25 protein-coding genes and 1 pseudogene are annotated in these 24,681 nt (G+C 71.1%); 13 read left to right on the plus strand and 13 right to left on the minus strand.

Going from position 1 to position 24,681, the window contains the following annotated elements:
* From ACFYZ8_RS36340 to ACFYZ8_RS36350, 3 genes are read left to right on the plus strand one after another with little or no spacing between them, the layout of a single operon-like run.
* Window positions 1-408 (plus strand): Zn-ribbon domain-containing OB-fold protein, encoded by a 408-nt coding sequence (locus ACFYZ8_RS36340; RefSeq protein WP_388539252.1) that lies wholly within the window; start codon window positions 1-3, stop codon window positions 406-408.
* On the plus strand, window positions 393-1,178 hold the full coding sequence (locus ACFYZ8_RS36345) for an enoyl-CoA hydratase/isomerase family protein (RefSeq protein ID WP_388539249.1): 786 nt from the start codon (window positions 393-395) through the stop codon (window positions 1,176-1,178). Before ACFYZ8_RS36340 ends, ACFYZ8_RS36345 begins: the two co-directional genes overlap by 16 nt.
* Window positions 1,179-1,214: 36 nt before the next feature.
* Complete coding sequence (locus tag ACFYZ8_RS36350) at window positions 1,215-2,183, plus strand: alpha/beta fold hydrolase (protein ID WP_388539247.1); 969 nt, start codon at window positions 1,215-1,217, stop codon at window positions 2,181-2,183.
* Window positions 2,184-2,186: 3 nt separating this feature from the next.
* On the opposite strand, the gene ACFYZ8_RS36355 is transcribed toward ACFYZ8_RS36350, so the two are convergent.
* The 3 genes from ACFYZ8_RS36355 to ACFYZ8_RS36365 form a co-directional block, all read right to left on the minus strand.
* Window positions 2,187-2,627: a hypothetical protein gene (locus ACFYZ8_RS36355; RefSeq protein WP_359032874.1), complete on the minus strand. Its 441-nt coding sequence runs from the start codon at window positions 2,625-2,627 to the stop codon at window positions 2,187-2,189.
* A gap of 85 nt (window positions 2,628-2,712) precedes the next feature.
* Window positions 2,713-5,061, minus strand: coding sequence for a serine/threonine-protein kinase (locus ACFYZ8_RS36360; RefSeq protein WP_359032872.1), 2,349 nt, complete (start codon window positions 5,059-5,061; stop codon window positions 2,713-2,715).
* A gap of 170 nt (window positions 5,062-5,231) precedes the next feature.
* Window positions 5,232-5,984, minus strand: a complete 753-nt coding sequence (locus ACFYZ8_RS36365) for a VOC family protein (protein ID WP_388539243.1) — start codon at window positions 5,982-5,984, stop codon at window positions 5,232-5,234.
* A gap of 135 nt (window positions 5,985-6,119) precedes the next feature.
* Between ACFYZ8_RS36365 and ACFYZ8_RS36370 the strand changes: the two genes are divergently transcribed.
* Window positions 6,120-6,755 carry a TetR/AcrR family transcriptional regulator gene (locus ACFYZ8_RS36370; RefSeq protein ID WP_037709097.1) on the plus strand — a complete coding sequence of 212 codons (636 nt, stop codon included), beginning with the start codon at window positions 6,120-6,122 and terminating at the stop codon, window positions 6,753-6,755.
* A 72-nt stretch (window positions 6,756-6,827) separates the two neighbouring features.
* Here the strand turns inward: ACFYZ8_RS36370 and ACFYZ8_RS36375 are convergent, their stop codons facing one another.
* The 3 genes from ACFYZ8_RS36375 to ACFYZ8_RS36385 all read right to left on the minus strand — a co-directional run bounded on the left by ACFYZ8_RS36375 (window position 6,828) and on the right by ACFYZ8_RS36385 (window position 9,725).
* Complete coding sequence (locus tag ACFYZ8_RS36375; protein WP_388539240.1) at window positions 6,828-7,298, minus strand: nitroreductase/quinone reductase family protein; 471 nt, start codon at window positions 7,296-7,298, stop codon at window positions 6,828-6,830.
* A complete protein-coding gene (locus ACFYZ8_RS36380) occupies window positions 7,295-8,893 on the minus strand; it encodes an acyl-CoA dehydrogenase family protein (protein WP_388539237.1) in 1,599 nt (532 codons plus the stop codon). Before ACFYZ8_RS36380 ends, ACFYZ8_RS36375 begins: the two co-directional genes overlap by 4 nt.
* Before the next feature lie 109 nt (window positions 8,894-9,002).
* On the minus strand, window positions 9,003-9,725 hold the full coding sequence (locus tag ACFYZ8_RS36385; RefSeq protein WP_388539235.1) for a transposase: 723 nt from the start codon (window positions 9,723-9,725) through the stop codon (window positions 9,003-9,005).
* A gap of 391 nt (window positions 9,726-10,116) precedes the next feature.
* On the opposite strand from ACFYZ8_RS36385, the gene ACFYZ8_RS36390 reads away from it, so the two are divergent.
* Complete coding sequence (locus tag ACFYZ8_RS36390) at window positions 10,117-11,259, plus strand: acetyl-CoA acetyltransferase (protein WP_388539488.1); 1,143 nt, start codon at window positions 10,117-10,119, stop codon at window positions 11,257-11,259.
* Here the strand turns inward: ACFYZ8_RS36390 and ACFYZ8_RS36395 are convergent.
* Window positions 11,256-12,584, minus strand: coding sequence for a hypothetical protein (locus ACFYZ8_RS36395; RefSeq protein WP_388539232.1), 1,329 nt, complete (start codon window positions 12,582-12,584; stop codon window positions 11,256-11,258). The genes ACFYZ8_RS36390 and ACFYZ8_RS36395 overlap by 4 nt on opposite strands.
* Window positions 12,585-12,624: 40 nt before the next feature.
* Between ACFYZ8_RS36395 and ACFYZ8_RS36400 the strand changes: the two genes are divergently transcribed.
* Both ACFYZ8_RS36400 and ACFYZ8_RS36405 read left to right on the plus strand, forming a co-directional pair.
* Window positions 12,625-13,050 carry a pyridoxamine 5'-phosphate oxidase family protein gene (locus ACFYZ8_RS36400; protein WP_359032858.1) on the plus strand — a complete coding sequence of 142 codons (426 nt, stop codon included), beginning with the start codon at window positions 12,625-12,627 and terminating at the stop codon, window positions 13,048-13,050.
* Window positions 13,051-13,053: 3 nt separating this feature from the next.
* A complete protein-coding gene (locus tag ACFYZ8_RS36405; RefSeq protein ID WP_388539230.1) occupies window positions 13,054-13,719 on the plus strand; it encodes a pyridoxal 5'-phosphate synthase in 666 nt (221 codons plus the stop codon).
* On the opposite strand, the gene ACFYZ8_RS36410 is transcribed toward ACFYZ8_RS36405, so the two are convergent.
* The 4 genes from ACFYZ8_RS36410 to ACFYZ8_RS36425 all read right to left on the minus strand — a co-directional run bounded on the left by ACFYZ8_RS36410 (window position 13,698) and on the right by ACFYZ8_RS36425 (window position 16,394).
* The gene (locus ACFYZ8_RS36410; RefSeq protein WP_388539228.1) at window positions 13,698-14,570 is read right to left on the minus strand and encodes a GNAT family N-acetyltransferase; all 873 of its coding nucleotides are present in this window, start codon (window positions 14,568-14,570) and stop codon (window positions 13,698-13,700) included. The genes ACFYZ8_RS36405 and ACFYZ8_RS36410 overlap by 22 nt on opposite strands.
* Before the next feature lie 39 nt (window positions 14,571-14,609).
* A complete protein-coding gene (locus ACFYZ8_RS36415) occupies window positions 14,610-15,272 on the minus strand; it encodes a GNAT family N-acetyltransferase (RefSeq protein ID WP_388539225.1) in 663 nt (220 codons plus the stop codon).
* Window positions 15,273-15,543: 271 nt separating this feature from the next.
* Window positions 15,544-15,948 carry a Zn-ribbon domain-containing OB-fold protein gene (locus tag ACFYZ8_RS36420; protein WP_388539223.1) on the minus strand — a complete coding sequence of 135 codons (405 nt, stop codon included), beginning with the start codon at window positions 15,946-15,948 and terminating at the stop codon, window positions 15,544-15,546.
* Complete coding sequence (locus ACFYZ8_RS36425) at window positions 15,948-16,394, minus strand: DoxX family membrane protein (RefSeq protein ID WP_388539220.1); 447 nt, start codon at window positions 16,392-16,394, stop codon at window positions 15,948-15,950. Before ACFYZ8_RS36425 ends, ACFYZ8_RS36420 begins: the two co-directional genes overlap by 1 nt.
* Before the next feature lie 192 nt (window positions 16,395-16,586).
* Between ACFYZ8_RS36425 and ACFYZ8_RS36430 the strand changes: the two genes are divergently transcribed.
* Window positions 16,587-18,218 carry a subtype B tannase gene (locus tag ACFYZ8_RS36430; RefSeq protein ID WP_388539486.1) on the plus strand — a complete coding sequence of 544 codons (1,632 nt, stop codon included), beginning with the start codon at window positions 16,587-16,589 and terminating at the stop codon, window positions 18,216-18,218.
* Window positions 18,219-18,415: 197 nt separating this feature from the next.
* Window positions 18,416-19,633 (plus strand): NAD(P)/FAD-dependent oxidoreductase, encoded by a 1,218-nt coding sequence (locus ACFYZ8_RS36435; RefSeq protein WP_359032846.1) that lies wholly within the window; start codon window positions 18,416-18,418, stop codon window positions 19,631-19,633.
* 613 nt (window positions 19,634-20,246) lie between these two features.
* Here the strand turns inward: ACFYZ8_RS36435 and ACFYZ8_RS36440 are convergent.
* Window positions 20,247-20,930 (minus strand): NAD(P)-binding domain-containing protein, encoded by a 684-nt coding sequence (locus tag ACFYZ8_RS36440; RefSeq protein ID WP_359032844.1) that lies wholly within the window; start codon window positions 20,928-20,930, stop codon window positions 20,247-20,249.
* Between the two features lie 74 nt (window positions 20,931-21,004).
* Between ACFYZ8_RS36440 and ACFYZ8_RS36445 the strand changes: the two genes are divergently transcribed.
* The gene (locus ACFYZ8_RS36445) at window positions 21,005-21,376 is read left to right on the plus strand and encodes a helix-turn-helix domain-containing protein (RefSeq protein ID WP_359032842.1); all 372 of its coding nucleotides are present in this window, start codon (window positions 21,005-21,007) and stop codon (window positions 21,374-21,376) included.
* On the opposite strand, the pseudogene ACFYZ8_RS36450 reads toward ACFYZ8_RS36445, so the two are convergent.
* Window positions 21,368-21,562: pseudogene (locus tag ACFYZ8_RS36450) on the minus strand (transposase); the annotation flags it as partial. The gene ACFYZ8_RS36445 and the pseudogene ACFYZ8_RS36450 overlap by 9 nt on opposite strands.
* A 179-nt stretch (window positions 21,563-21,741) precedes the next feature.
* Between ACFYZ8_RS36450 and ACFYZ8_RS36455 the strand changes: the two are divergent.
* From ACFYZ8_RS36455 to ACFYZ8_RS36465, 3 genes are all read left to right on the plus strand, one after another.
* Window positions 21,742-22,386: a DUF5753 domain-containing protein gene (locus ACFYZ8_RS36455; protein WP_388539216.1), complete on the plus strand. Its 645-nt coding sequence runs from the start codon at window positions 21,742-21,744 to the stop codon at window positions 22,384-22,386.
* A gap of 824 nt (window positions 22,387-23,210) precedes the next feature.
* Window positions 23,211-23,768 carry a TetR/AcrR family transcriptional regulator gene (locus tag ACFYZ8_RS36460; RefSeq protein ID WP_359032840.1) on the plus strand — a complete coding sequence of 186 codons (558 nt, stop codon included), beginning with the start codon at window positions 23,211-23,213 and terminating at the stop codon, window positions 23,766-23,768.
* Window positions 23,765-24,658, plus strand: a complete 894-nt coding sequence (locus ACFYZ8_RS36465; protein ID WP_388539213.1) for an aldo/keto reductase — start codon at window positions 23,765-23,767, stop codon at window positions 24,656-24,658. Before ACFYZ8_RS36460 ends, ACFYZ8_RS36465 begins: the two co-directional genes overlap by 4 nt.
* Window positions 24,659-24,681 lie beyond the last annotated feature (23 nt).

Genomic DNA, 24,681 nt, shown 5'->3' on the forward strand with positions numbered 1-24,681 from the left:
ATGCTCGAACCGGTGAAGGACGCCACGGGCGCCCCCTTCTGGGAGTACGCCGCCCGGCGCGAACTCCGCGTCCAGGCCTGCGCCGACTGCGGTGAACTCCGCTTCCCGCCCCGCCCCTGCTGCCCCCACTGCCAGTCCTTCGAGACCGAGTGGCGCCAGGTCTCCGGGCGCGGCCGGATCTGGTCCTACGTCGTCCCCCACCCGCCCCTCCTGCCCGACTACGCGGCGCAGGCGCCGTACAACGTGGTCGTGGTCGAGCTGGAGGAGGCCCCCCGGATTCGGCTGGTCGGCAATCTGGTCACCGCGGCCGGGGCCGCGCTCAACTCCCTTGACCCGGGCCGGATCCGGATCGGCGCCCGGGTGCACATGGTGTTCTCCGACGGGCTTCCGCAGTGGGTACTGTCGTGACCGGACTGCGGGTCACCGCCGACAAGGACACCGGCGTCGCCGTCGTCACCCTGGACCGGCCGCACCGGCTGAACGCCGTCGACCTGGAGATGCGGGACGAACTCGTCTCCTACTGGCAGGAGTTGCGGTTCGACGACTCCGTACGGGCGGTCGTGCTCACCGGTGCCGGGGAGCGGGCCTTCTGCACCGGTCTCGACCGGGACGCCGAGGTGCCGCAGCCGGACTCCCCCTATATGACGGACGATCCGCTCCTGCGCGTCGGGCCTAAGGCCAACGACCTGTGGAAGCCGGTCATCGCGGCCGTGAACGGGATGGCCTGCGGGGGCGCCTTCTACCTCCTCGGCGAGTGCGACTTCCTCGTCGCCGACCCGAGCGCCACCTTCTTCGACCCGCACACCACCTACGGGATGGTCAGCGCCTACGAGTCGGTGCTCATGGCGCAGCTCATGCCGCACGGGGAGGCCGCGCGGACGGCGCTCATGGGGACGGCGGAGAGGCTGTCCGCCGAGCGCGCCCACGCCATCGGGCTGGTCACCGAACTCACCGCGCCCGGTGGGGCGTTGGCGGCCGCGACCGCCGCCGCCGAGGTCATCGCCGGGTATCCGGCACAAGGGGTGCAGGGCACGGTCCGCGCGCTCTGGGCGGCCAAGGAGGCGGCCGTGCAGCGGGGGTTCGCCGAGGCGCCGCACCTGGTCGCGCTCGGCAACCTCCCCCCGGAGCGGCAGGCGGGACTGTTCCGTTCGCGACAGCCCGGGTTCCGGTTGCGTTAGCAATGTAGGTGTCCTATACAGGCGTATGCTCGCCTCATGGTTGAACATCGCATGCTCGACGTGAACGGCATCCGGCTGCACATCGCGGAGGAGGGCGAGGGGCCGCTCGTCGTGCTGCTGCACGGCTTCCCGGAGTCCTGGCACTCCTGGCGCCACCAGTTCGGCCCGCTGGCCGCCGCCGGGTTCCGGGTGGTCGCGCCCGACCAGCGCGGATACGGCGCCAGTGACCATCCCGAGGACGTGTCGGCGTACAGCATCCTCCACCTGGTCGGGGACGTCGTCGGGCTGGTCCACGCGCTGGGCGAGGAGCGGGCGTTCGTCGTCGGGCACGACTGGGGGGCGCCGGTCGCCTGGCACACCGCGCTGCTGCGGCCCGACGTGGTGCGCGGGGTGGCGGGGCTGAGCGTGCCGCCGCCGTTCCGGGGCGAGCGACCGCCGCTCGCGGCCATGCAGGAACGCTTCGACGGGCACTTCTACTGGAACTGGTTCAACCTGCCCGGGGTCGCCGACGCCGAGTTCGCCAAGGACCCCCGCTCCACCCTGCGCAGGCTGCTGGTCGGCGCCTCGGGCGACCGCCCCGGCGCCGGAGGCTACGAACAGGCCCTGGTGACCGACCTGGACCGCGGCTGGCTCGCCGACATGCCCGACCCCGAGGTGCTCCCCGGCTGGCTCACCGAGCAGGACCTCGACGAGCTCACCGAGAGCTACGCCAAGGGCTTCACCGGCGCCCTCAACTGGTACCGCAACCTGGACCGCAACTGGGAACTGACGGCCCCCTGGCACGGCGCCCGGGTCACCCCGCCCGCGCTCTACCTGTACGGCGACCGCGACCTGGTCCCCGCCTTCCCCGGCACCCCGGAACTCATCGAGCGGCTCCCGCGGCTGATGCCCAACCTGGTCCGCGACCCGGTCCTCCTGCCGGGCTGCGGCCACTGGACCCAGCAGGAACGGCCGGACGAGGTGAACGCGGCGCTGGTGGACTTCCTGACCGGGCTGCGGGACTGACGGTCAGTTCACCCGGTCGGCTTCCGGCTCGACCCGGCAGTGGTCGAGGTGCTCGAGGAGGGCGGCACTCGCCTTCACCCGGACGGTCTCCGTGCCCTTCGCGGGCACCGTGACCTTCGGGTACTCGACCGACAACAGATGCCCGCCCTTGTCGTCGAAGGAGAAGGAGACCTCGAAGGTGCCCTCGCGGCTGTTCGGGTTGGTGACCTCGGCCGTCGAGTACGGGTCGGCCTTCGTCGCACAGCTCACCAGGCGCACGGATGCGTCCCTGAGCACCTTGGTACGGCTGGACGAGGTGCTGCCGCCGCTTCCCGCACCGGTGCTGTAGCTGTCGTGGTCCTGGCTGGAGCTGCTGCACCCCCCGCCACTGTCGCTGTCGCTGTGACTGCTCTTGTGCCGGCCGCCGCTCTTGTGCCCGCTGGAGAACCCCGTCAGCGCGAGCACCACCGTCGCCGTAACTGCCGTGAACCTGAGAACACGCCCCCGTGAATGCATGCGATCACTCTAATGGGCGCCACCGACATCCGGCTCAGGTGGCCCTGGCCGTACCCGTCCCCTTCTCCGCGTCCAGGGCGTACACACAGCGGTCCTTGCTGCACGCGTACACGACCCCGTCCCTGACCACCGGTGAGCCGGTGATCTCCCCGCCGGTCGCGAGCTTCCAGCGCAGGCGGCCGTCGTCGGCCTTCAGGGTGTAGAGCAGATGGTCGGTGGAGCCGAAGTGGATACGGCCCTCGGCGACCGCGGGCGCCCCCACGATGTCGCCGCCCGCCTGGAAGCGCCACTTGGGCGTCCCGGTGACGGCGTCCAGCGTGTACAGGCCCTTGCCGCTCCCCACGTGGACATGGCCGGCGGCCACCAGCACCGGCTCGACCGAGGCGCGGGCCTCGGTGGCGATGCGCCAGCGGTCACGGCCGTCGGTCGCGTCGAGGGCGTACACCGTGCCGAGGTAGTCGGCGAGGTACACCCCGCCGCCGGTCACCGCGGGCCCCGGCACGAAGGTCGGCGGGCACAGGAAGACCGCCGGGGCCTCGAAGTGCCAGCGCACCCGTCCGCTCGCCACGTCGAGGGCCATGACGCGCGTCCCGGCCGAGATGTACACGAACCCGTCGTGGGCCTGCGCCACCCGGACCGGTACTCCGGCGCAGGAGGCCGCGTCGCCGATGGGGAACGCCCAGCGCTCCTCGCCGGTGCGGGCGTCCAGGGCCCTGAGGCGGCCCTCCTGCCACACGTAGACCGTGCCCTCGTGGAGGGCGGGCCCGGCCTCGGGGGACTCGAAATCGGTCTGGCAGCCGGAGATCTCCCAGAGCTTCTGCCCGGTGGAGGCCTCCCAGGCCTGGACGCCGCCGCCGCGCGTGCCGGTGACGACCGTGCCGCGCTCGGCCTTGAGGGAGTACACCCAGGCGTCGGTGCTGATCCGCCACTGGTCGGCGCCCTCGCGGGCGTCCAGGGCGAAGAGGGTGGGGCCGTCGGAGGCGTGGATACGGCCGTCCGCGACCGCCATCGACCAGGCCACGTCCCGCGTCTTGAAGCGGCGGCGGCCGGTGCCGACGTCGAGGGCGTGCACCTCGAAGGAGGTGACGTAGACGAGGTCCCCGGCGACGGCCGGGGTGCCCCACACGTCGTTGGACATGCGGAACCGCCAGGGCCGCCAGCCGGTCGCGGTCTCCGGCGGCGCGGGCGGGGGTGCCGGTACGGCCGGGCCGACGGCGGCGTCGGTGCCGTTGACGCCGGGGCGCGGCCGGGACCAGGAGGCGACCAGGCCGGCCTCCGGCGGGGGCGCCTTCACGGCGGCGGCACGGGCGTCGGCGACGCGCGGCCCGGGCCCGATGGGCACCTGCGCGCCGGCGAGGCGCACGGGGCCGGTGTCGGGGGCGCCGACGGGGACGGGCGCGGGCTGCGGCGGGTCGTAGGGGGGCGGCGGCGGTACGGCGGGGCGGCCGCCTCCGCTGCGGGCGCCGCCGGCCTGCGTGGGCGCCGGGCGGCCGCCACGGCGCGTCTCGATCATGGTGACGGCCTTCTCGGGCAGCCACGCGGACGCCGTACCGCTGTCGTCGGAGCCGGAGCCGAAGAGGTGGGGGGCCAGCTGGGCCTGGAGGTCGGCCGGGTTGGGCCGCTGGGTGGCCTCCATCTGCATGCAGGACTCGATGAGCGGGCGCAGCTCGTCCGGGAGGCCTTCGAGGTCGGGGCCCTCGCGCAGCAGCATGAAGACCGTCTCGACCGGGTTGGCGCCGTGGAAGGGCGGGTGGCCGGTGGCGGCGAAGACCAGCATGGAGCCGAGCGAGAAGACGTCGCTGGCGCCGGTGACGCTGCGGGAGTCCTTGGCCTGCTCGGGGGACATGTAGGCGGGGGTGCCGACGGCGACGTTCGTCATCGTCAAACGGGTGTTCGAGACGCCGGACGCGATACCGAAGTCGATCACCCGGGGGCCGTCCTCGACCACCAGCACGTTGGAGGGCTTGAGGTCGCGGTGGACAAGGCCGGCGCCATGGATGGACTGCAGGGCCTCGGCGACGCCCGCCGCGAGCCAGCGCACCGCCTGGGCCGGGAGCGGCCCGCACTCGTTCACTATCTCCTCTAGGGAGGGCGCGGGAACGTACGCGGTGGCCAGCCACGGCACCGCCGCGCGGGGGTCGGCGTCGACCACGGCCGCCGTGTAGAAGCCGGAGACCGCCCGGGCCGCCTCCACCTCACGGGTGAAGCGGACCCGGAAGAGCTGGTCCTCCGCGAGCTCCGTACGCACCGTCTTGATCGCCACCCGCCGGCCCGAAGCCGAGCGCGCGAGATAGACCAGCCCCATGCCGCCGGCACCCAGCCGGCCCAGCACCTCGAACGGCCCGATCCTGCGCGGATCGTGCTGCGTCAGCTGATCCACCACTCTGCCTGCCACCTCCCCGTACAAGCCGCGCCACCCACATATGTACGCGACCCCGTGCAGCGTCTCACCACCGCACCGCCATGGCGGCACGCAACCCCGATTCTTCCTGGCCGGAGGCCTGGTGGCGAACCCGGGGTCAAATGGGGTGTCTCACATCAAAGCAGCACCTTCTACCGACCGGGCCGCTCCATGATGGCGAACGACGCCCCCTGATTGTCGGTGACGACGGCCACTTTTCCGTACGACGTCTCGAATGGCGGCGCCTGGACCCGTCCGCCGAGCCGGGCGACCGTCCCGAGCACCGCCTCGCAGTCCTCGACGGCGAAGTGCACGAGGAAGTGGGGCGGCATCTCGGCGGGGAAGACGTCGGAGACGGGGGCGCGGCCGAAGTCGGGGTGGGCCTCGGGACCGAAGAGGGCGTCGTGGAAGAGCCCGCCGTAGAAGGTGTTGGCGGCCTCGGTGTCGCGCGCGTAGAGCTCGGCCCAGGCGAAGGTGCCGGGCTCGTGCCGGGCGCCGAAGCCGGGGTGGCTGCCCGGCTCCCAGAGGGCGAAGACGGCCCCTTCCGGGTCGGTGACCAGCGCGGAGGTGCCCAGCTCGCCGACCGGCAGGGGGGCGGTGACGACCTGTCCGCCGGCCGCCCAGATGCGGTCGGCGAGGCTCTCGATGTCCGGGGTGGCGAAGTAGACCGTCCACACGGTGGGCATGCGGCCGTCCGTCTTGTGGGCGAGGGCGGCGACCGGGCGGCCCTGGTGGTGGGCCCACACCGAGCCGCCGTGGGCGTCCGGCCGGTCCTGGAAGGTCCACCCGAAGAGCTCGCCGTAGAACCGCTTCCCGGCGGCCACGTCGGGAAGCTGCGCGTCCACCCAGCAGGGGACGCCCTCGCCGTATCCCGTTCCGTCTGCGGATGCCCTGTTTTCGGCCATACCGTCAAAGTAACGGCGCCGCACGCACCCCGCAGGACCAGGCACACCCGCCTCCCGGACCCCGCGCACCCCATTTGCAGTCGGCCGAATCGCGCTCCGATCACCCCTCGGTAAGCTGACGGCATGACAGGACAAGTGCGTACCGTCGACGGCCGTGTGGCCGGCCGGCGTGGGCAGGCGACCCGGCAGAAGCTGCTCGACTGCCTCAGCGAGATGCTCAGCTCCTCCCCTTACCGGGACGTCAAAGTCATCGATGTCGCCCGGAAGGCGGGGACTTCACCCGCGACCTTCTACCAGTACTTCCCGGACGTCGAGGGCGCCGTCCTGGAGATCGCCGAGCAAATGGCCACCGAGGGCGGCCAGTTGACGGCGCTGCTGGAGGGCCGTTCGTGGGTCGGCAAGGCCGGATGGCAGACCGCGCAGGAACTCGTGGACGGTTTCCTGGAGTTCTGGCGCCGCAACGACGCGATCCTGCGCGTGGTCGACCTCGGGGCCGCCGAGGGCGACAAGCGCTTCTACAAGATCCGCATGAAGATCCTCAATTCGGTGAACAACTCCCTCGCGGACGCGGTCGCCGAGCTCCAGGCCAAGGGCCGGGTCGACAAGGACGTCAACCCGGCCGCGGTCGCGGGCTCCCTCGTCGCGATGCTCGCGGCGGTGGCCTCGCACCAGAAGGGCTTCCAGACCTGGGGCGTCAAGCAGGCCGAACTCAAGCCGAACCTGGCGCTGTTGGTGCACCTGGGCGTGACGGGCAAGAAGCCGACGAAGTAGCGTCCCTGTTTCGAGTCCTGTCAGACGGGCGGCTGTCCACACGGGTGGACGGCCGCCCGTCGTGCGTGCGGATCACCTGCGGGTGATCCTGAAGAGCCGTATCTCCCGCTCCACCCGTGCCTGGTAGGTGGCGTACGGCGGCCAGAACGCCAGCGCGGTCTTCCATACGGCCGCCCGCTCCTCCCCCGTCAGCAGCCTCGCCGTGACCGGGATGTCCTGGCCCTTCCAGCTGACCTCGGCGTCGGGGTGGGCGAGGAGGTTGGCGGTCCAGGCGGGGTGGCCGTCGCGGCCGAAGTTGGAGCCGATGAGGATCCAGGTCCTGCCCTCCTCCTCGGGCATGCAGGCCAGCGGCGTCCGGCGCGGCAGCCCGCTTCTCGCCCCCGTCGAGGTGAGCACCACCCCGGGCAGCATCTGGGCGCTGAGCAGGAACCTTCCCCGGGTGAGCCGGTGCACCGCCCGGTCCAGGGCCGGGACGACATGGGGCGCGACCTTGGCGAAGCCGCGCGTGGACGACACCTTCTGGACGATCCGCTCCCCGATCACACCGTCACCTCCGCCCGCTCGAAGAGCCGCGCGGTGTCGGCTGCGTGCGCCCGCAGCCGGTGCGCGGGCCCGAAGAGCAGGTCGTCACCGGTGGCCCGCTTGAAGTACAGCTGCGCCTGGTGTTCCCAGGTGAAGCCGATGCCCCCGTGCAGCTGGATCGCCTCGGCGGCGGCGGTCCGCAGGGCCTCAAGGGCCTGGGCGAGGGCGAGGCCGCCGACCCGTTGCCCGTCGTCGGCGGCGGCCCAGGCGGCGAAGCAGGCGGCGGAACGGGCCGCTTGGAGCTGCACATACACATCGGCGAGCCGGTGCTTGACGGCCTGGAAGGACCCGATCACCCGCCCGAACTGCTCCCGCTGCTTGACGTGCTCGACGGTCATCTCCAGTACCCGGTCGGCGGCCCCGACGGCTTCGCAGGCGAGGACGGCGGCGGCGCCGTCTCCCGTGCGGGCGAGCGCCCCGAGGACGTCGGGCCCGTCCTCGTCACCGAGCAGTTCGGCCTCCACGTCCCGGAGTTGGACGCGGGCCTGGGGGCGCGTGGCGTCGAGGGCGGTCTGCCGGGTGCGGACGAGCCCGGGGGCGTCACCGCGGACGAGGAAGAGGAGGGTTCGGGAGCGGGCAAACCCTCCGGCGTGCGCGGCGACGAGGAGGAGGCCGGCGCTGTGCCCGTCGAGGACCTGGTCGACCTGGCCGTAGAGCCGCCAGCGGCGGGCGGGCGGGGCGACCGGCCACTCCCCGGCGGTGGTCGGCTGCCCCGCCGCGACCCTCGACTCCTCGGCCGCGGCCACCCGTGCCACCGGGGCGCCCCCCGGCTCCCCGGGAACGGCACCCGACTCCCCGACGGTGCCAGCCCGCCCTCCAGGGGCGGCGCCCGCCAGGCGCTCGGGCGCCCCTCGCTCCGTCGCGGACGCGGGTGCTAGTGACCCAGGGACCGCTCCCGGCCCCCCACGAACGGCACCCGACTCCCCGAAGCCAGCAGCCGACCCTCCAGAGGCGGCACCCTCCAGGCGCGCGGGCACCCCTCGCTCCGTCGCGGACGCGGGTGCTCGTGACCCAGGGACCGCTCCCGGTGCTCCGGAGGGGGCGCCCGTCGGGCGCGGCCCGGGGACGGCCCCCGCGCCCGGCCCCGCGACAGGTCGGGCCTGCACCCCGCCCGCCCTTCCGCCTCCGGCCCAGTCGCCCCGGTTGTCACCGGTCAGGGCGAGGGCCGTGCCCGGCGGTACGGCGAGGGCCGCCGTCAAAGCGCCCGACGCGATCCGTGGCAGCAGGTCCGCACGCTGGGCAGCCGTGCCCAGGGCCAGCACCAGGGGGGCCACCAGGACCGCCGTGCCCAGCAACGGGGTGGCCGCCAGCACCCGCCCCATCTCCTCACAGGCCAGCGCGAGTTCCGTCGCCGAGCACCCCACACCGCCATACTCCTCGGGGAGCGCCAGCCCCGGCAGTCCCAGCTGTTCGGCGAGGGCCTTCCACAGCTCCGGGTCGTACCCCGCCGGGGTGTCGACCGCGCTCCTCGACTCCGCGGGCCCACACCGCCTCCGCAGCAGTTCCCGCAACGCACCCCGGATCTCGTCCTGTTCGGCGGTGAAGCGAGCGTCCATGGCTCTTCCTCTTCCCTCCCGATCTGACGGTCCGTCATATTAGGAGCGCCCGCACCAGATGCCCAGAGGCAGGAGGCCCTCATGCCGTTACTCAGCGTCTCAGCGACTCTCAGCAATCCAGACATTTCTGTCTGGAAGGTCGGTCCGGTCCCTGGCGTCGGGAGGCTCGGCGGGAATGGAACCGCAGCAGTTTGAGGGCGCCGTCCAGGTGCTTTGGGTTCGGCTCGTAGCGGATCTCGCCGGAGCTGTCGGCCAGGACCGCCAGGTGTTTCACACCCAAGTCGATCCCGACCGCACTGTCCGGCCGGTCGATGCGGGTGATCTCCCGGGTGGTCTCGACCTGGAAGGAGACGAACCAGCGCCCGCGCTCGTGCCGGACGGTTGCGGACAGGATGCGCGCCGTTCCGGCCCGGAGGCGGGCCAGGAGTTTGGCCGTGGGTTCGTGGGTTCGGATCGTGCCCAGCCGGGGCAGGGTGACATGCCGGCCGTCCGGCTCGATGCGGATCGTACCGGTGGTGAACCGGCATGCCAGGCGAGCTTTCCGCTTCGACTTCCGGCGCGGGACACCCACCCTGGCGCCCTTGCGTTTGCCCTGCTTGGACTTGGCGTAGTTGTCGAACGCGGCAGCCGCGTTCACGAGCCCGGTGTTGTAGGCCTCCTTGGAATTCTCCGCCCACCAGTCGGCGAATCTCGGGTCGGTGGTCTTGGCCCTGTTGAACTCCCTGCGCAGCGCGGGCAGCGACCACGACCGCCACGGCGTCAACTCCTCCTCACTGATGCCGTACGAGGCTTCCGCCTTGCGTTGCCACCACGAGGCGGTCACCCAGGACACGGCCCAGTTGTAGGCGGCGCGGGCGGCACCGCAATGCGAGCGCAGCGCCCCGCTCCTGCCTGGCGTTGGCGTCGAGAGCGAACTTGTAGGCCTGCACGACACGGCCTGGCTGCGGCCGGAACTTTCCGCTCACTCGGCAGCCTCACCCTCCGCTTCGAAGATCCCCTCACAGCACCCAACGAGCTCCGCTCGCAAAGGTCACGTTTTCGATGAGGGAACACCCGTTTCCGTCCGGGTAGGCAAAGACCCGGGCCCCTACCAGGCAGGACACGCCATGACGCGCAGTCCCAGTCGGGGAACTTCAGGCCATCACGACACAAGTCGAGAGGAGCTGAGACGCACTGAAGGATTGCTCAGCAGTTGTCAGCCCCCCGGGAGCCGGAAAGTCGCGATCACCGGCGTGGCCCTGGCCGACTGCGGCCGTGTGGACGGCACCACCCCCTACGCCCTGCACGCCCAGGCCGCCCGCCGCGCACTCGCCGACGCGGGCCTGGACCGCGAACTCGTCGACGGCCTGGCCTCCGCCGGCACCGGCACCCTCGCCCCCGCCGAGATCGCCGAGTACCTGGGCCTGCGCCCCACCTGGGTCGACTCGACCTCGGTGGGCGGCTCCACCTGGGAGGTCATGGCGGCCCACGCGGCCGACGCGATCGCCGCCGGACACGCGAACGCCGTCCTGCTGGTCTACGGCTCCACGGCCCGCGCCGACATCAAGGCGGGCCGCCGCACCGGCACGCTCTCCTTCGGGGCCCGTGGCCCGCTCCAGTTCGAAGTGCCCTACGGCCACACCCTGATCGCCAAGTACGCGATGGCGGCCCGCCGCCACATGATCGAACACGGCACGACCATCGAGCAGTTGACGGAGGTGGCGGTACAGGCCCGCGCGAACGCCGCCCTCAACCCCGAGGCGATGTTCCGCGACCCGATCACCGTCGACGACGTGCTCGCCGGGCCGATGATCGCCGACCCCTTCACCAAGCTGCACTGCTGCATCCGCTCCGACGGCGGCGCGGCGGTGCTGCTCGTGGCCGAGGAGTACGTACGGGACTGCCGTACCGCCCCCGTCTGGGTGCTCGGCACCGGGGAGCACGTCTCGCACGTCAGCATGTCCGAGTGGCCCGATTTCACGGTGTCCCCGGCGGCCGTGAGCGGACGGCTCGCCTTCGAGCGGGCGGGGGTGCGCCCCGAGGAGATCGAACTCGCCGAGATCTACGACGCGTTCACCTACATGACGCTGGTGACATTGGAGGACCTCGGCTTCTGCGCCAAGGGCGAGGGCGGTTCCTTCGTGGAGAAGGGGCGGCTGAAGGTCGAGGGCGGGGACCTGCCGGTGAACACGGACGGCGGCGGACTGTCCGCCCAACACCCCGGCATGCGGGGGCTGTTCCTGCTGGTGGAGGCCGTACGGCAGCTGCGCGGGGAGGCGGGCGCACGGCAGGTGCGGCGCCGGGACGGGTCGGCGCCGGGGCTGGCGGTGGCGTCCGGGACGGGGGGCTGGTTCTGCTCGTCGGGGACGGTGGTGCTGGGGCGTTAGGGCACCACCCGGACGGTCGCCCGGTCATTGGAGGGGTCCGGGTCCCGGCGGCCCATGTCCCAGGGGCCGGCCGGGTCCTTCTCCTGGAGGCTCAGGGTGCCCTCCCCGGGGGCGCCGAGTTCGGCCGTGAACTCGAAGGTGTGGGTCTCGCCCGGCCTCAGGGCGGGGACCTCGCAGGTGTAGGTGAAGCCGTTGTTGTCGCAGTACGGCTCGTAGACGCCGTCGTCGTACTCCTCGACGGGCTGCTTCACCACCATGAGCTCGAAGGGCGGCTCGAAGACCAGATCGGCCTTGGTGCCGGCGTCGGCTGGCCCGTTGTTGCGGACCTCGACGCGGAAGGTGCGCCGGGTGCCGGGGGCGCCGCGCAGTTCGACGTCGGAGACCTGGTAGTCGGCGTGGGTGTCGACGACGAGCTGGGTGGATCCGCCGCCCGGGGTGAAGGTGTGCTTGGAGTGGGTGGGCTCGGCCTCCAGGACGGGTCCGTCACCGGGGCCGCCGCCCTTCGTGTAGCTGTTGTACTGCCCCGGGCCCATGTCGAGGGCCCAGACGTCCCGGCCGTAGGAGGGATACATCCGCGTGGTGGGGACGCGCAGTCTCACGGCGGGGCGGACGACGACCGTCTCTCCCGGGTCGATCGTCACCTCCGGCAGCTCGCAGACCGCGAGGCGGCCCTTTCTCAGTTCGGGGTAACGGCAGTTGCCGTAGCGCCGCGTGAACTCCAGCCCCTCGGTGGTCATCGCGATCCCGAGCCCCTTGACCGGCACCTCGCCGGTGTTGCGCACGACGAGCGGGGAGGCCAGCACGGAGCCGGGCCGCAGGAGTTCCTTGCCGTACTCGGGCGCGACCGCCTCGACGACCGGCTCTCCGACGACGAACCGGGTCCGCGCGGTGAGCGTTCTGCCGTCCTTCGTGATGTACGTGTACCGGACGACGGCGGTGGCACCGGGCTTCGCGCGCTCGACGGCGTACGGCTGGGCGCGGGCGCTGTCCGCCCAGTTGCTGTAGTCGCCGTCGACCTCGCAGGTCAGGTGCGTGGAGTCGCCCTCGCAGGGGCCGTACTTGCGCAGCCGGACCACGTCCCGCCCGTCGGGCGCCACGTTCACGGTGAGCGTGCGGGTCCCGGGTCCGTCCCCGTCCTCGGCCACCACGTGGAAGGGCGTCTTGTCCTTGGGACCGGTCCTGTCGCCATGGGGGCGCAGGTAGTAGAGCCCGGGGACGGTGAGGGAGGAGTGCGAGGAGGAGGAGGCGGTGGAGTCGCAGGCGGCGAGGGATGCCAGAAGGAGAACGCCGGCCGCCCCAACTGCCGTACCGCACAAGCGATTCACCGCGTCCCCTTCCTTCGGCCGCCCAAGTACCCTGCACTGTATGGCCCTGACTCGCGAAGAACGTGAACAGTTCCTGGCCGAGCCGCATGTCGCCGCGCTGGCGGTGGACGCGGGAGCGGGACGCGCGCCGCTCACCGTGCCGATCTGGTACCAGTACGCACCGGGCGGCGACCTCTGGATCATGACCGGCGCAGGCTCCCGCAAGCACCGGCTGATCGAGACGGCCGGGCGCTTCTCCCTGCTGGTCGAGCGGGTGGAGCCCACCATCCGGTACGTGTCCGTCGAGGGGCCGGTCATCGACACCGCCCCGGGCACCCTCGAACTCCTCCGGGAGATCTCCGCCCGCTACCTGCCCGCCGAGAAGGTCGAGGGGTACGTCGAGTTCGCCGCCAAGAACCACGGCGAGCAGGTGATCATCCGGATGCGGCCCGAGCGGTGGGTGACGTCCGACCTCGGTACCGTCTGAGGCATGGCAACGGATCTTCACGAACTGCTCAGATCGCTGCGGGTGTGGGACCCGGAGGTCACCTCGCTGCCCTCCTTCGACCCGTCCGGCGCCCCCGGGACCCCGCTGGAGCTCTTCAGCACGTGGTTCGCGGAGGCGGTGGCCGCCGGGCAGACCGAGCCGCACACCATGTCCCTCGCGACGGCGGACGCGGAGGGCCTGCCGGACGTGCGCACCGTGATGCTGCACGGCGCCGACGAGGACGGCTGGGCCTTCGCGAGCCACGCCCACAGCCGCAAGGGCGCGCACCTGACGGCACGGCCGTACGCCGCCCTCGGCTTCTACTGGCCGGTCCTCGGCCGGCAGGTGCGGGTGCGGGGGCCGGTGACGGCCGCGCCCTCCGTGGAGGCGGCGGCGGATCTGCACGCCCGTTCCACCGGCGCGCTGGCCGCCGCGCTCACCGGACGGCAGAGCGAAGTGCTCGGCTCGCTCGCCGAGTTGGCGCGGGCGTCCGAGGAGGCCTGGGAGCGGGCGCGGCGGGAGCCCGCGGCGCCCGTCCCGTCCTGGACGCTGTACCGGCTCGTGCCCGAGGAGGTGGAGTTCTTCCAGGGGGACGAGCGCAGACGGCACGTACGGCTCATCTACCGTCGTACGGGCGGCGGTTGGGCTCAGGAACTGCTCTGGCCCTGAAAGTCGTACACCGCGAAGTCCGCGACCGGGCGGTAACCGATGCGCTGGTAGAGGCCGTTGCTGGTCGGGTTGGCCAGGTCGGTGAAGAGCAGCACCTCGCCGGCGCCCCGCTCCCGGGCGAGCCGGCTGACCTCGGCGGTGGCGGCACCGGCGTACCCGCGGCCGCGCAGCGGGGCCGGGGTGTAGACGGGCGCCACCCTGATCTGCCCGGCGACCTCCGGGGTGAGGCCGGCCATCGCGAGGGGGGTGCCGTCGGGGGCCTCCCAGAGGGTGACACCGCCGTAGGCGAGGCGGGCGTCGACCCAGGACTCGGCGGGCATGCTCGCGCTGTCGCCGACATCCCTGCTGAACTCGCCGAACCAGCGCGCCAGAAGCTCCCGGTCGCCCTCCCCCGCGATCCTCGCCCGCCCCTCCGGCACGGGCCGCGGGACGGTGAGCTCGCCGAGCCGGTACAGCCGCTGCCGCTGGTACGGCACGGGCGTGGCCCCGGTGTGCCGCTGCCACGCCTCGGCGAACGCGGCCGCGGTCGCGGCCTCGGCACCCACCCCGGGGGCGGGCCGGCCGAGGGTCGCCAGATGGGCGGCGAGGGAGTCGGCGCGGGCGGGGGTCAGGGGCGTGAGATACAGCCGGTGCGGCGGGGTCCGGAAGTAGGCCCCGGTCACGCTCCCGCCCTCCTCCAGCAGCCCGAAGCAGGGCGCTTCGTCGCCGTAGGTGTGCAGCCCCCGGGTGCGCAGTCCTTCGGTCACGGTGAGCAGGACGGTGTGCAGGTCCGGGCGGGAGCGCAGGAAGTCTCCGGCGCGGGAGAGGAACTCGTCGAGGTCGTGGGTGGTGTGCCAGTCGTCGCGGCGCATGCTCCATGATCCCGCGCGGGTGCGGTCGGCGCCTCCGAATTACTCCGGGTCCGTCGGGTCCGTCGGGTCCGTCGGGTCCGTCGGGTCTGTCAGGTCCGTCGGGTCTGTCAGGTCCGTCGGGTCCGTCGCCAGGCGGGCGTGCAGGTGCACGTCTCGGAAGGTGTCGTGGCGGCCCTCCTCGAACATCGCGCCGCGCAGGGTGCCCTCGTAGCGGAAACCGCAGCGTTCGGCGATGGCGCAGGAGGCGTCGTGGCCCAGGGCGTGGCCCAGTTCCAGGCGGTGCAGGCCGAGGTCGGTGAGCGCCCAGCGGGCGGCGAGGCCGAGGGCGCGGGTGGCGACGCCGTGGCCGCGGGCCTCGGGGAGCACCCAGTAACCGACGCGGGCGGTGCGGAAGACGTGGTCGATCATGTTGAGCCCGATGTGCCCGAGCGTCGTACCGCTCGACTCGTCCGTGATCCGGTACGACGCGCTCGTCCCCTGTGCCGCCTGGTCGGCCCTGTTGCGGATGGCGGCACGGGCCCCGTCGAGGTCGTGGATCAGGGTGAGCGGGGTGTTCCAGCGCGCGAACTCGGGGTCCAGCGTGGCGCGCAGCCAGTCCTGGGCCTGGGTGTCGGAGTCCGCGTCCCAGGCGCACAGGCGCAGGCCGTGGCCGTGCAGCGGGGGGAAGTCGCGTATGAGGTGCTGGTCATCGACGTCGGTCATCCGCCCATTCAAACCCGCCGCGGGCGCCTCGCGCGACGGGATTCGGGGCGTGTGGGGCCACCACCGTGAGGGCCGTCACGACGGCGGTCGGCCGGGTCCGACACTCGCCCCGGGGTGGTTCGCTGGGCCTGGTCTGCGGATCCGAGCGCCGTGATCGCCGTTCCGGTGGCTGGGCCCGGCCGGCCGCCCTCACAGTGCCCGCCGAAACGAGCCAGACCCCGCCCGGCGCCAGCCACCGCACCTGGCCTGCGGATCCCGGCGGTCTGATTGCCTACGGCTCCTCTCGGGATGCCGGCCTGAACTTCGGTACCCCCTCCGGGAACACCGCCTCCAGCTCCAGCCCGGCCCGCAGCTCCCCCCGCGCACAGTCCACGATCTCCGTCATCATCCGCGGCCCCTCGGCCAGGTCGACCACCGCGGCGACGTACGGTGTCCGCTCCTTGAACGGCGGCAGATCGTTGCGGTGGACCACGGACCACGTGTACAGCGTGGCCCGGCCGGTCGCCGGGGCCCAGGAGACGTCCTCGCTCCAGCAGCGCGGGCAGAACTCCCGTGGGTAGTGGTGCACTTGGGCACAGGTCCCGCAGTGCCGCAGAAGCAGCACGCCCTGCGCGGCCGCGTCCCAGTACGTCCGCGTGAACGCGTCCGCCTCCGGCAGGTCGTACCGCGCGCCCATCAGAACCAGCCCAGCGCGGCGTCGAGCGACCAGGTCTGCCAGGACATCGCGAACAGGGCCACGAGCGAGATGAGGGCCATCATCGAGTTCTGCCCCTGCTCGGCCCAGTCGTGGATCATCAGGGTGAAGTAGAGGACGTTCAGGAGCAGGCCGCCGACCAGGGCGAGCGGGGTCAGGAAGCCGAGTATCAGGCCCGCGCCCAGGGCGAGTTCGGCGTACGCGACGACGTACGCCATCGTCTTCGGGCGGGGCGCGACCATCACCTCGAAGCCGCTGCGGACCGGCGTCCAGCGGTGCTTGGCGGCGATGTCCGCGGCCCAGGTGATCCCGCCGCCCTCGAACCACGTGCTCTTGTCCTTGTGCCGCCAGCTCTCCAGCCACCACAACCCGAGCCCTATGCGCAGCACGGCCAGCCATTGCGCGCCGGTCAGCCAGATCGTGTCCATGGAATCTGACGGTACGTCAGACAACGGCTCCCGGGAAGCCTGTGCGTCAGCCGTGAAGCTGTGCATCCTCCATGAATGACCACTGATTGTTGGCAATTTTGTCCGCACCCTGGCTAGGTTCGCAGACGTCAGCAGAAACCGCCGAGGGAGCGAACCGTGAAGCACAGGGCAGTCAAGCGCAGGAGCGTCGTCATGGGGATCGGAGCGACGGCGGGTGCCGCGGCGGTCGGAGGCATCGCCCTCACCGCCCACGCGTCGACCGGCAGCACCTCGAAGTCCACGGACGCCGCCCTCGTCTTCGACCCCGCCGCCTACACCGAGCTGACGACGACGGTCACGGACACCGAGGGAACCGAGCACGCGGTCACCTACCACTTCTGGAAGGCGGTCACCTACGTCTCCAAGCCGGTCGACGCGACCTACCAGTCGCTGAACGTCAGCGTGCCGGTCGAGATCGACGGCACCGCGGTCGACGCGAGCGACGCCCCGATCCTGTTCGCGAACTCCGTCGGCGGATACATGCCCTCCTCCGTGGCGAACGCCACCGGCGTCGGCGGCGCGAGCATGGGCGGCGGGACCGGCGGCGGCGCTCCGAGCGGCAGCTCAAGCCCCACCGCAAGCCCCACCGCAAGCCCCTCCGCCTCGGCACCCGGCGCCAACGGCAACACCAACGCCACCGGCGGCGCCATGAACACCAACCAGCTCCTGGCCCTGGCAGCCGGCTACGTCGTCGTCGAACCCGGCGCGCGCGGCCGCGGCCTGAAGAACTCCGCGGGCGAGTACTACGGCAGCGCCCCCGCCGTGATCGTCGACCTCAAGGCGGCCGTCCGCTACCTGCGGTCCAACAAGGGCCGCATCCCCGGCAACGTGGACCGGATCGTGTCCGCGGGCACCAGCGCGGGCGGTGCCGTCTCCACCCTGCTCGGCGCGTCCGGCGACAGCCCCCTCTACGACAAGTACCTCAAGGAGATCGGCGCGGCCGACGCCTCCGACGCGATCTTCGCGGTGGGGGCCTGGTGCCCGATCACCGACCTGGAGCACGCCGACGGCGCCTACGAGTGGAACTGGGGCACCAACGCCCTCAGCACCGGCAAGCAGGTCGACCAGTCGGTCTCCAAGGACCTCCGGTCGCAGTTCGCCGAGTACCAGGCGAAGTTGCGGCTGCGCGGCCTCAGGGGCTCGGGCTTCGGCACCCTCACCGCCCGGAACTACGACGAGTACCTGCTCAAGCAGTACCTGGAGCCCTCGGCCACCACGTATCTCGCGGCCCTGTCGGACTCCGAGCGCGAGACCTACCTCGCCAAGAACACCTTCATCACCTGGGACGGCCGGAAGGCCACCTTCACCTGGGCCGGCTACCTCGCCCACGTGGGCGCCCGCAAGAAGTCCGTGCCGGCCTTCGACGCCTTCGACCTGTCGGCCGGCGAGAACAACGAGTTCGGCTCGGCCACGACCGCCAACCGCCACTTCACCGCGTACGGCGCCAGGAACGACACCACGGGACTGTCCACCAAGCGCGTCGAGAGCGACATCCCCGAGCTGCTGAGGCTGATGAACCCGATGTACCACCTCGTGGAGAAGGTCAACGGGAAGCGTTCCAGGCACTGGTGGATCCGCCTCGGCACCAACGACACCGACACCTCGCACGTCATCTCCGCCAACCTCGCGGCCCGCGCCGAGAACCTGGGCGACGACGTCAACCACCTCTACTACTGGGACCAGGGCCACGGCGCCAACACCGACCCCGGCGACTTCATCACCTGGATGGCCAAGGTCACGGGCTACAAGAAGACCAAGAAGACCAGGACGGCCAGGAACGCCTAGCCGGCCAGGACGGCCTAGCCAGCCAAGACGTCCAGGGCCGCCGAGAAGAAGTAGCCCCGCGGCCTTTTCCCTTCACACACAACCAGGTGACCTACGCCACAGGCCCCACCCACCACTCCTACAGGCGTGATCGATCCGCAACCAATTCCCGTCTTGACCGAGACCCATCAACGCGCTGCCTGATTACGCTCGCGCTCATGGCCGACTCCACACCCGCAGACCGCCCCGACCAGCCCGGTCAGCCCGATCGCCCCGTGTACGTCATCGGCGGCGGCCCGGCCGGGCTCTCGGTCGCGTACGCGCTGCGCGCCAGGGGCATCCGCGCGGTCGTCCTGGAGAAGTCCGAGCACGTCGGCGCGTCCTGGCGGCGCCACTACGACCGCCTCCATCTGCACACCACCCGCCGCCTCTCCGCACTCCCCGGCCTGCCGATGCCCCGCCGCTTCGGCCGCTGGGTCGCCCGCGACGACGTGGTGCGCTATCTGGAGAAGTACGCCGAGTTCCACGAGCTGGAGACCGTCACCGGCGTCGAGGTCTCGCGCGTCGAGCGCACCCCCGACGGCACCGGCTGGCTGCTGCGCGCCACCGGCGGCCGCGAACTGACCGGCGCCGCGGTGGTCGTCGCCACCGGCTGGAACCACACCCCGCGGCTGCCGGACTGGCCGGGCCGCGAGGAGTACAAGGGCGAGCTCCTGCACGCCGGCGAGTACCGCAACCCGGCGCCCTACGCCGGCCGTGACGTCCTCGTCGTCGGCGTCGGCAACACCGGCGCCGAGATCGCCGTGGACCTGGTCGAGGGCGGCGCCTCGCGGGTACGGCTGTCCGTGCGCACCGCCCCGCACATCGTCCGCCGCTCCACGGCCGGCTGGGCCGCCCAGTACACGGGCGTTCTCGTACGACGGCTGCCGGTCGGCCTGGTGGACCGGCTCGCCCGCCCCATGGCCAGGCTCAGCGTGCCCGACCTGTCCGCGCACGGACTGCCCCGCCCCGACACCGGGCTCTACAGCCGGGTCAAGCAGGGCGCCATCCCGGTCCAGGACGTCGGCCTCATCGACGCGATCCGCAAGGGCAGGGTGGAGGTCGTGGCCGCCGTGGAGGGCTTCGAGGACGGCGAGGTGCTCCTCGCCGACGGCACCCGCGTCGCGCCGGACGCGGTGATCGCGGCGACGGGGTACACACGGTCACTGGAGAACCTCGTGGGCCACCTCGACGTCCTCGCCCCCGACGGCAGACCGCTCGTCAACGGCGCCCACTGCCCCGCCGACGCCCCAGGCCTCTTCTTCAGCGGTTACGTCACTCCCATCAGCGGCACCTTCCGCGAAGTGGCGATCGACGCACAGAAGATCGCGAAGGCGGTCGAGAAGTCCGTCGAGCGCGGCGCCACGGCGCCACTTTCCCGCCTTCCGGTGACGTAGACGGCCCCACACCTATTTCTGGGCGCACCGCTCTGGCTCCGATCCGGTTCCGGGACCTCGGGCTTCTTCAAGCGGTGCCACGCGTCGCGCGCCTTCCCGGCGGAGTCGATCACGTCCGGGACCTGGTCCAGCAGGCCCTTCAGAGCGAAGAGCAGCACGGAAGCCACGCCAGCGATGGCGAGAATGATGATGATGGCGGTGCCGTCCACCGATCCTGACCTTCCCTGTCATGGGTCGGATCGGGTGCGCAGGCAGCCTCGGTCCGAACCCTACGGTTCGGACCGAGACACCCGCGCTCACGCACTACGCGCAAATGTTCTCGGCTGGGCCGCCAAGTTGGCCCAGGTCGTGCAGAAATAAGAGCAACAGCAATTAGGACGTCGGCCCCCGTCTTTGCGGCCTGGTGCGTCCAACCCCAGCAGAGGGCTAGCAAGCCAACGAGCGCGTCCCGGGTCCCGTGAGGGTCCCGAGGCCCAGACATTTCAGAGGCCATCGCGGCCCCTGAACACTTCCACTTCAGCGCAGTCCCGTAGTCAGGAGGAAGACACAACTTAGCCCCACCCCGGTCGAGTTGGGGTGGGGCTCGTTCGCCAGGCAGGTGGGCTTACAGCTCCTAACGAAAAGCCTCTTCGGCGGTTTGTGGTTCCTCGTCTCCCGGTCCGGCGGCATAGGCCAGCGGGGGTGCGATGGCTTGGGCATCGGCTCCCTCGCCGACCCATAGCCCGATGAAGAGTGCCGCGGTCGCTTCCAGGAGTCCCGCTCGTTCGAGAGAGCCGCCGGCCACGGGTTCGCAGCCGACATGCCGCACCAACTGGTGCACAAGTGCGAGAGCCGTTTCGTCGTCGCCGCAGACCGGAACAGCCAGTCGCCGCCCGTCAAAGATGGGCGGCGACATGCGCCACACGTCCTCATGGCAGAGATTGAACGCCTTGACCACATGAGATCCCGGTGCCGCCGCGGCCAGTTGCTGTGCGGCTGAGGGGCCACTCTGGGTCAGCAGCCGGAAGCCCGGACCGACCGGATTGGAACAGTCGATCAACGCTTTGCCGTCCAGGGCCGCTCGCAGTTCTCGCACCACGCTCGTCCCTGTGCCGAAGGGCAGCGCGGACAGCACTACTTGGCCGAACTCAGCCGCCGCACCCAGACTGGCGGGCTTCGCGCTGCCCCCGAGGCGCGTCGCGAGCCGCTCCGCCTTGTGCATGTCCCGTCCTCCGATAGCCACGTCGTGGCCGGACCGGACCCAGTGCGTGGCGAGCGCGTCCGCCATGTTGCCCGTGCCCAGTACGCCGATTCTCATCACGCATTCCCTCCCAGGGCCTGTTTGGATCGTCCACAAAGACGCTAGAGGGGCTGTCAGGCACCATTTGGTACGTGACGACCGACGCCTTCCTCGCCGACTGCCGCGCCCGCCTGGCCTTCGATCTCTTGTCCAACACCTGGAACGCCGTGGTGCTCTGGGCCCTGCGCGGCGGTCCCAGGCGCCCGGTCGAACTACGCGAGCAGATCGGGGGGATCAGCTCCAAGGTCCTCACCGAGACGCTGCGGCGCTTGCAGTCCAACGGACTGGTGGACCGGCGGGCACACCCCGGAGCGCCACCGCGCGTTGAGTACCAACTCACCGTCCTGGGACGGACTTTGCTGGCACCCATCGACGCTATGGGAGCGTGGGCCTTCGAGCATGGTGATGAGGTCATGGCAGCCCAGGAGGCCGAATCCACCGCCGCCCAGTGCCCTTCAGAGTGAGCGCAGACGTCTCCAGCAGATGAGTGCGCAGCCGAGGGTGAGGAAGGCTTCATGGATGTCGTCGCGGATCTCCCACCGGATGCGCAGTCGGCGGAATCAGTGCAGCAGCGCGAAGCTCTGCTCGACCACCCAGCGGTGCACGCCGAGTCCAGAGCCGTGTTCGGTGCCGCGGCGGACGCAGGCAGGGTCGGCGTCCCACTCGCGTCCGCCCGTCACCGGCCGCAGTTGAACGTACGGGCCCTCATACCCCATGACATACCCGAACTTGTTGCGCTCGGTGTCGACAACCAGGGCCCCTCGGCATTCTTTCGTAGCCATGAACCGGACGCTGCAAGCGGGCAGTTGCCCGGCGGTATGCTGTTTAGTTGGAGAACGGCAGGCAGACGGCCACCCCCGAGGACCTGAGGGCGTGGGCCGACGCGACCGAGCAGCCGGGCGCGTACGCCGAGCTGGCCGCCCGGCTGGCCGGGTTCGAGTCGCACATCCGGTCATGGCGCAGGGCGCTGGCGAACGGCTTCAAGCCCCTGCACAAGGGCCTGAGCGCCGAGATCGACCGCACTTCGGAAATGTGGGTCTGGGAAGAGTCGGTGATCGCCGGGCTGGTGCAGACGCCCGACTACGCCCGTCACGTCATCCAGCGGTACGCCGAACTGCTGGGCGGGGCCAACGATATTGGGGCCGCCGTACGCTCCCGAGTGCAGCGGCAGGAGTGGCTGTACCGGCCCGGCCGCAAACTGCACGTGCTGATGTGGGAGGCCGCGTTGCGGTCGCTGATCTGTCCGCCCTCGGTGCTGGCCGCCCAGCTCGACCGCCTCACCGGCGTGCTCGGCATGGACACCGTGGAGCTCGGCGTCATCCCATTCACCGCGTCCGTCAAGATCGTGCCCGCCAACGGCTTCTGGGTCCTTGATGACCGCCTGGTGGTCGCCGAAGACTGGCACACCGAACTGTGGCTGGACGACGCCGACAACATCATCAACTCGGCCCGCCGTGCGCTGAACCCGCGTTGATGAACAAAGGGGCACCCGTTGCGGGGTGCCCCTTCGGTGGAAAGTCGTTCACTCAGCTGCGGCCACGTGGGCCCACCCAACAATGACGCTTACGGTTGACATAACGAACTCGATAACCTTCATGCCAACCTCCACCTTACGATTTGAAATTATGCGACCAAGGCGCGTGCCCTGGATATTTCCCTTACGGAGTGTGCGAATGACCTTGGAGAACTCGTAGGAGTGCCAGAATGCCAAACCAACCGTAAGTGTGATTGCCGGAATTGAACCGGCCGCAGCGACAGCTCAGTGAACGTTTCCAAGTTCAAGTATACCCCTGCTGACGTGATTTGACCAGGCGTCATGTGGGGACTCCGGGTACTTTCCGGCCTTGCCTCCCGCGACTGCACTCAATACTTCTCATGACTGGTGTTGAGGACCGCCGAGCACGTCACGGCACTTTCTTCACGCGCAAATAGACCAAGCGAGCAGAGCGCGCGCGTAGGCTCTCGCGCGAGTTCTTCGACCTGACCCCCGGGACCAGATCATGGCGGCCCTGCCCAACCAGAGGCATTTCAAAGTCCCGGTGATCGCGTGAGTCCGCAGGTCACGGCGGTGCGAGTGGTACGGGCCGTCGCGAACGCATCGAGGCTCCGGTTGAACAGGGTGACGTTCATGCAGCGCTGTTCCGACTGATCTCACGCCTCCTACCCGCCCGGGCCGGGCCGCAGGTCTTCTCCGGAACGTGATCCCCGCCAACACCCGCCTGCGCGGCAAACAGAACCATGGTTCTGTATAGTGAGGGCCACACAAGCAGAACCCGGATTCTTTTTGTAGGAGTGGTGGTGCCTCGACTCACCGACGCACGCAAGGAACTCCGGCGCGCCCAGATCACCGAGGCCGCCGTACGCTGCTTCAGCCGCAACGGCCTGGAGCGGACCTCGATCGCCGACATCACGGCCGAGTCCGGCCTGTCGACGGGCTCGATCTACGCCCACTACCGCAACAAGGCCGAGCTGGTTCAGGCCTCCGCCCAGGCGGTGCTCGCCAAGCGCGCGGAGGCCCTCGGCGAGTACGCCGGGAGCGACACCCCGCCCGACCCCGACGAACTGCTCGCCCGTCTGATCGCCGGCATCGACCCGGTCGAAGCCCGGGTAGGCGTGCAGACCTGGGGCGAGGCGACCAACAACCCGGCCATCCACGGCATCGTCGTCGACACGATCGACCGGATGCGCGTGATGGTGCACGACAGCGTCACCGCCTGGCTGGTCAAGGTCGAACACCTCGAGTCGGCCGAGGCCCAGGAGCGCGCCACCCCGATCGCCCACCGCGTGCAGAGCCTCTACCTGGCCCAACTGCTGTATACCGCCCTGCAGTCACCGGCCGAGGAGACCGCGCCATGACCACCCTGACCGCTCCGTTCGCAGGCCACACCGTTTTCCGGGTCGGCTACGGCGCCCTGCAACTCGAACGCCTGCACCACAGCCGCGGTGAGGCCGTCGCCCTGCTGCGCCGCGCGGTCGAGCTGGGCGTCGACCACGTGGACACCGCCCAGTTCTACGGCTTCGGGTTCGCGAACCAGGTCATCCGCGAGGCGCTGCGCCCCGAGGACGGCGTCCTTGTCGTCACAAAGGTAGGGGCCGACCCCGACCCGGGCGGGCCTCTGCCACTGCGTCTCGCGCAGCGCCCCGAACAGCTGCGCGCCAGCGTCGAGGACAACCTGCGCAGCCTGGGCGTCGACCGGCTCCCGGTGGTCAACCTCCGCCGGCTCGACTCCGGCCCCGGCCTGCGCCCCGACGGCGACCAGGTGGTCGACCTCGACGACCAGCTCGAAGTGATGACCGCCCTGCGCAACGAGGGCAAGATCGGCGCGATCGGTCTGAGCTGCGTCACCCTCGACGGCCTTCGCCGCGCCCTGCCGGCGGGCATCGCCTGCGTGCAGAACGCGTACAGCCTCGTCTCGCGCGACGACGAGGACCTGCTGCGGCTGTGCGCGGCCGAGGGCATCGCCTGGGTGCCGTTCTTCCCACTCGGCGGGTCCTTCCCGGGCATGCCCAAGGCGACCGACGAGCCGACGGTGCACGCCGTGGCCGAATCCCTGGGCGTCACACCCTCCCAGATCGGCCTCGCCTGGCTACTGCACCGCGCCCCCAACGTGCTGCTCATCCCCGGCACCGCCAACCCCGCTCACCTCGAGGCCAACACGGCCGTCGGCGGGATCACTCTCGACGCCGCCACCCTGGCCACCCTTGACGCCATTGAGTCCCGCTCCGCCGAAGTCCCCATCGGCTGACCAGCCCCGACCAGGACGGAATC

The sequence above is a fragment of the Streptomyces sp. NPDC001668 genome (assembly GCF_042893155.1).
In the GTDB taxonomy this organism is placed as follows: Bacteria; Actinomycetota; Actinomycetes; order Streptomycetales; family Streptomycetaceae; genus Streptomyces.

Coding starts and splice junctions, on each gene's coding strand:
- ACFYZ8_RS36340 (WP_388539252.1), top strand. CDS start 1: ATGCTCGAACCGGTGAAGGACGCCACGGGCGCCCCCTTCTGGGAGTAC.
- ACFYZ8_RS36350 (WP_388539247.1), top strand. CDS start 1,215: ATGGTTGAACATCGCATGCTCGACGTGAACGGCATCCGGCTGCACATC.
- ACFYZ8_RS36365 (WP_388539243.1), bottom strand. CDS start 5,984: ATGGCCGAAAACAGGGCATCCGCAGACGGAACGGGATACGGCGAGGGC.
- ACFYZ8_RS36380 (WP_388539237.1), bottom strand. CDS start 8,893: ATGGACGCTCGCTTCACCGCCGAACAGGACGAGATCCGGGGTGCGTTG.
- ACFYZ8_RS36400 (WP_359032858.1), top strand. CDS start 12,625: ATGGCCCTGACTCGCGAAGAACGTGAACAGTTCCTGGCCGAGCCGCAT.
- ACFYZ8_RS36405 (WP_388539230.1), top strand. CDS start 13,054: ATGGCAACGGATCTTCACGAACTGCTCAGATCGCTGCGGGTGTGGGAC.
- ACFYZ8_RS36410 (WP_388539228.1), bottom strand. CDS start 14,570: ATGCGCCGCGACGACTGGCACACCACCCACGACCTCGACGAGTTCCTC.
- ACFYZ8_RS36415 (WP_388539225.1), bottom strand. CDS start 15,272: ATGACCGACGTCGATGACCAGCACCTCATACGCGACTTCCCCCCGCTG.
- ACFYZ8_RS36420 (WP_388539223.1), bottom strand. CDS start 15,948: ATGGGCGCGCGGTACGACCTGCCGGAGGCGGACGCGTTCACGCGGACG.
- ACFYZ8_RS36425 (WP_388539220.1), bottom strand. CDS start 16,394: ATGGACACGATCTGGCTGACCGGCGCGCAATGGCTGGCCGTGCTGCGC.
- ACFYZ8_RS36430 (WP_388539486.1), top strand. CDS start 16,587: ATGGGGATCGGAGCGACGGCGGGTGCCGCGGCGGTCGGAGGCATCGCC.
- ACFYZ8_RS36435 (WP_359032846.1), top strand. CDS start 18,416: ATGGCCGACTCCACACCCGCAGACCGCCCCGACCAGCCCGGTCAGCCC.
- ACFYZ8_RS36440 (WP_359032844.1), bottom strand. CDS start 20,930: ATGAGAATCGGCGTACTGGGCACGGGCAACATGGCGGACGCGCTCGCC.
- ACFYZ8_RS36465 (WP_388539213.1), top strand. CDS start 23,765: ATGACCACCCTGACCGCTCCGTTCGCAGGCCACACCGTTTTCCGGGTC.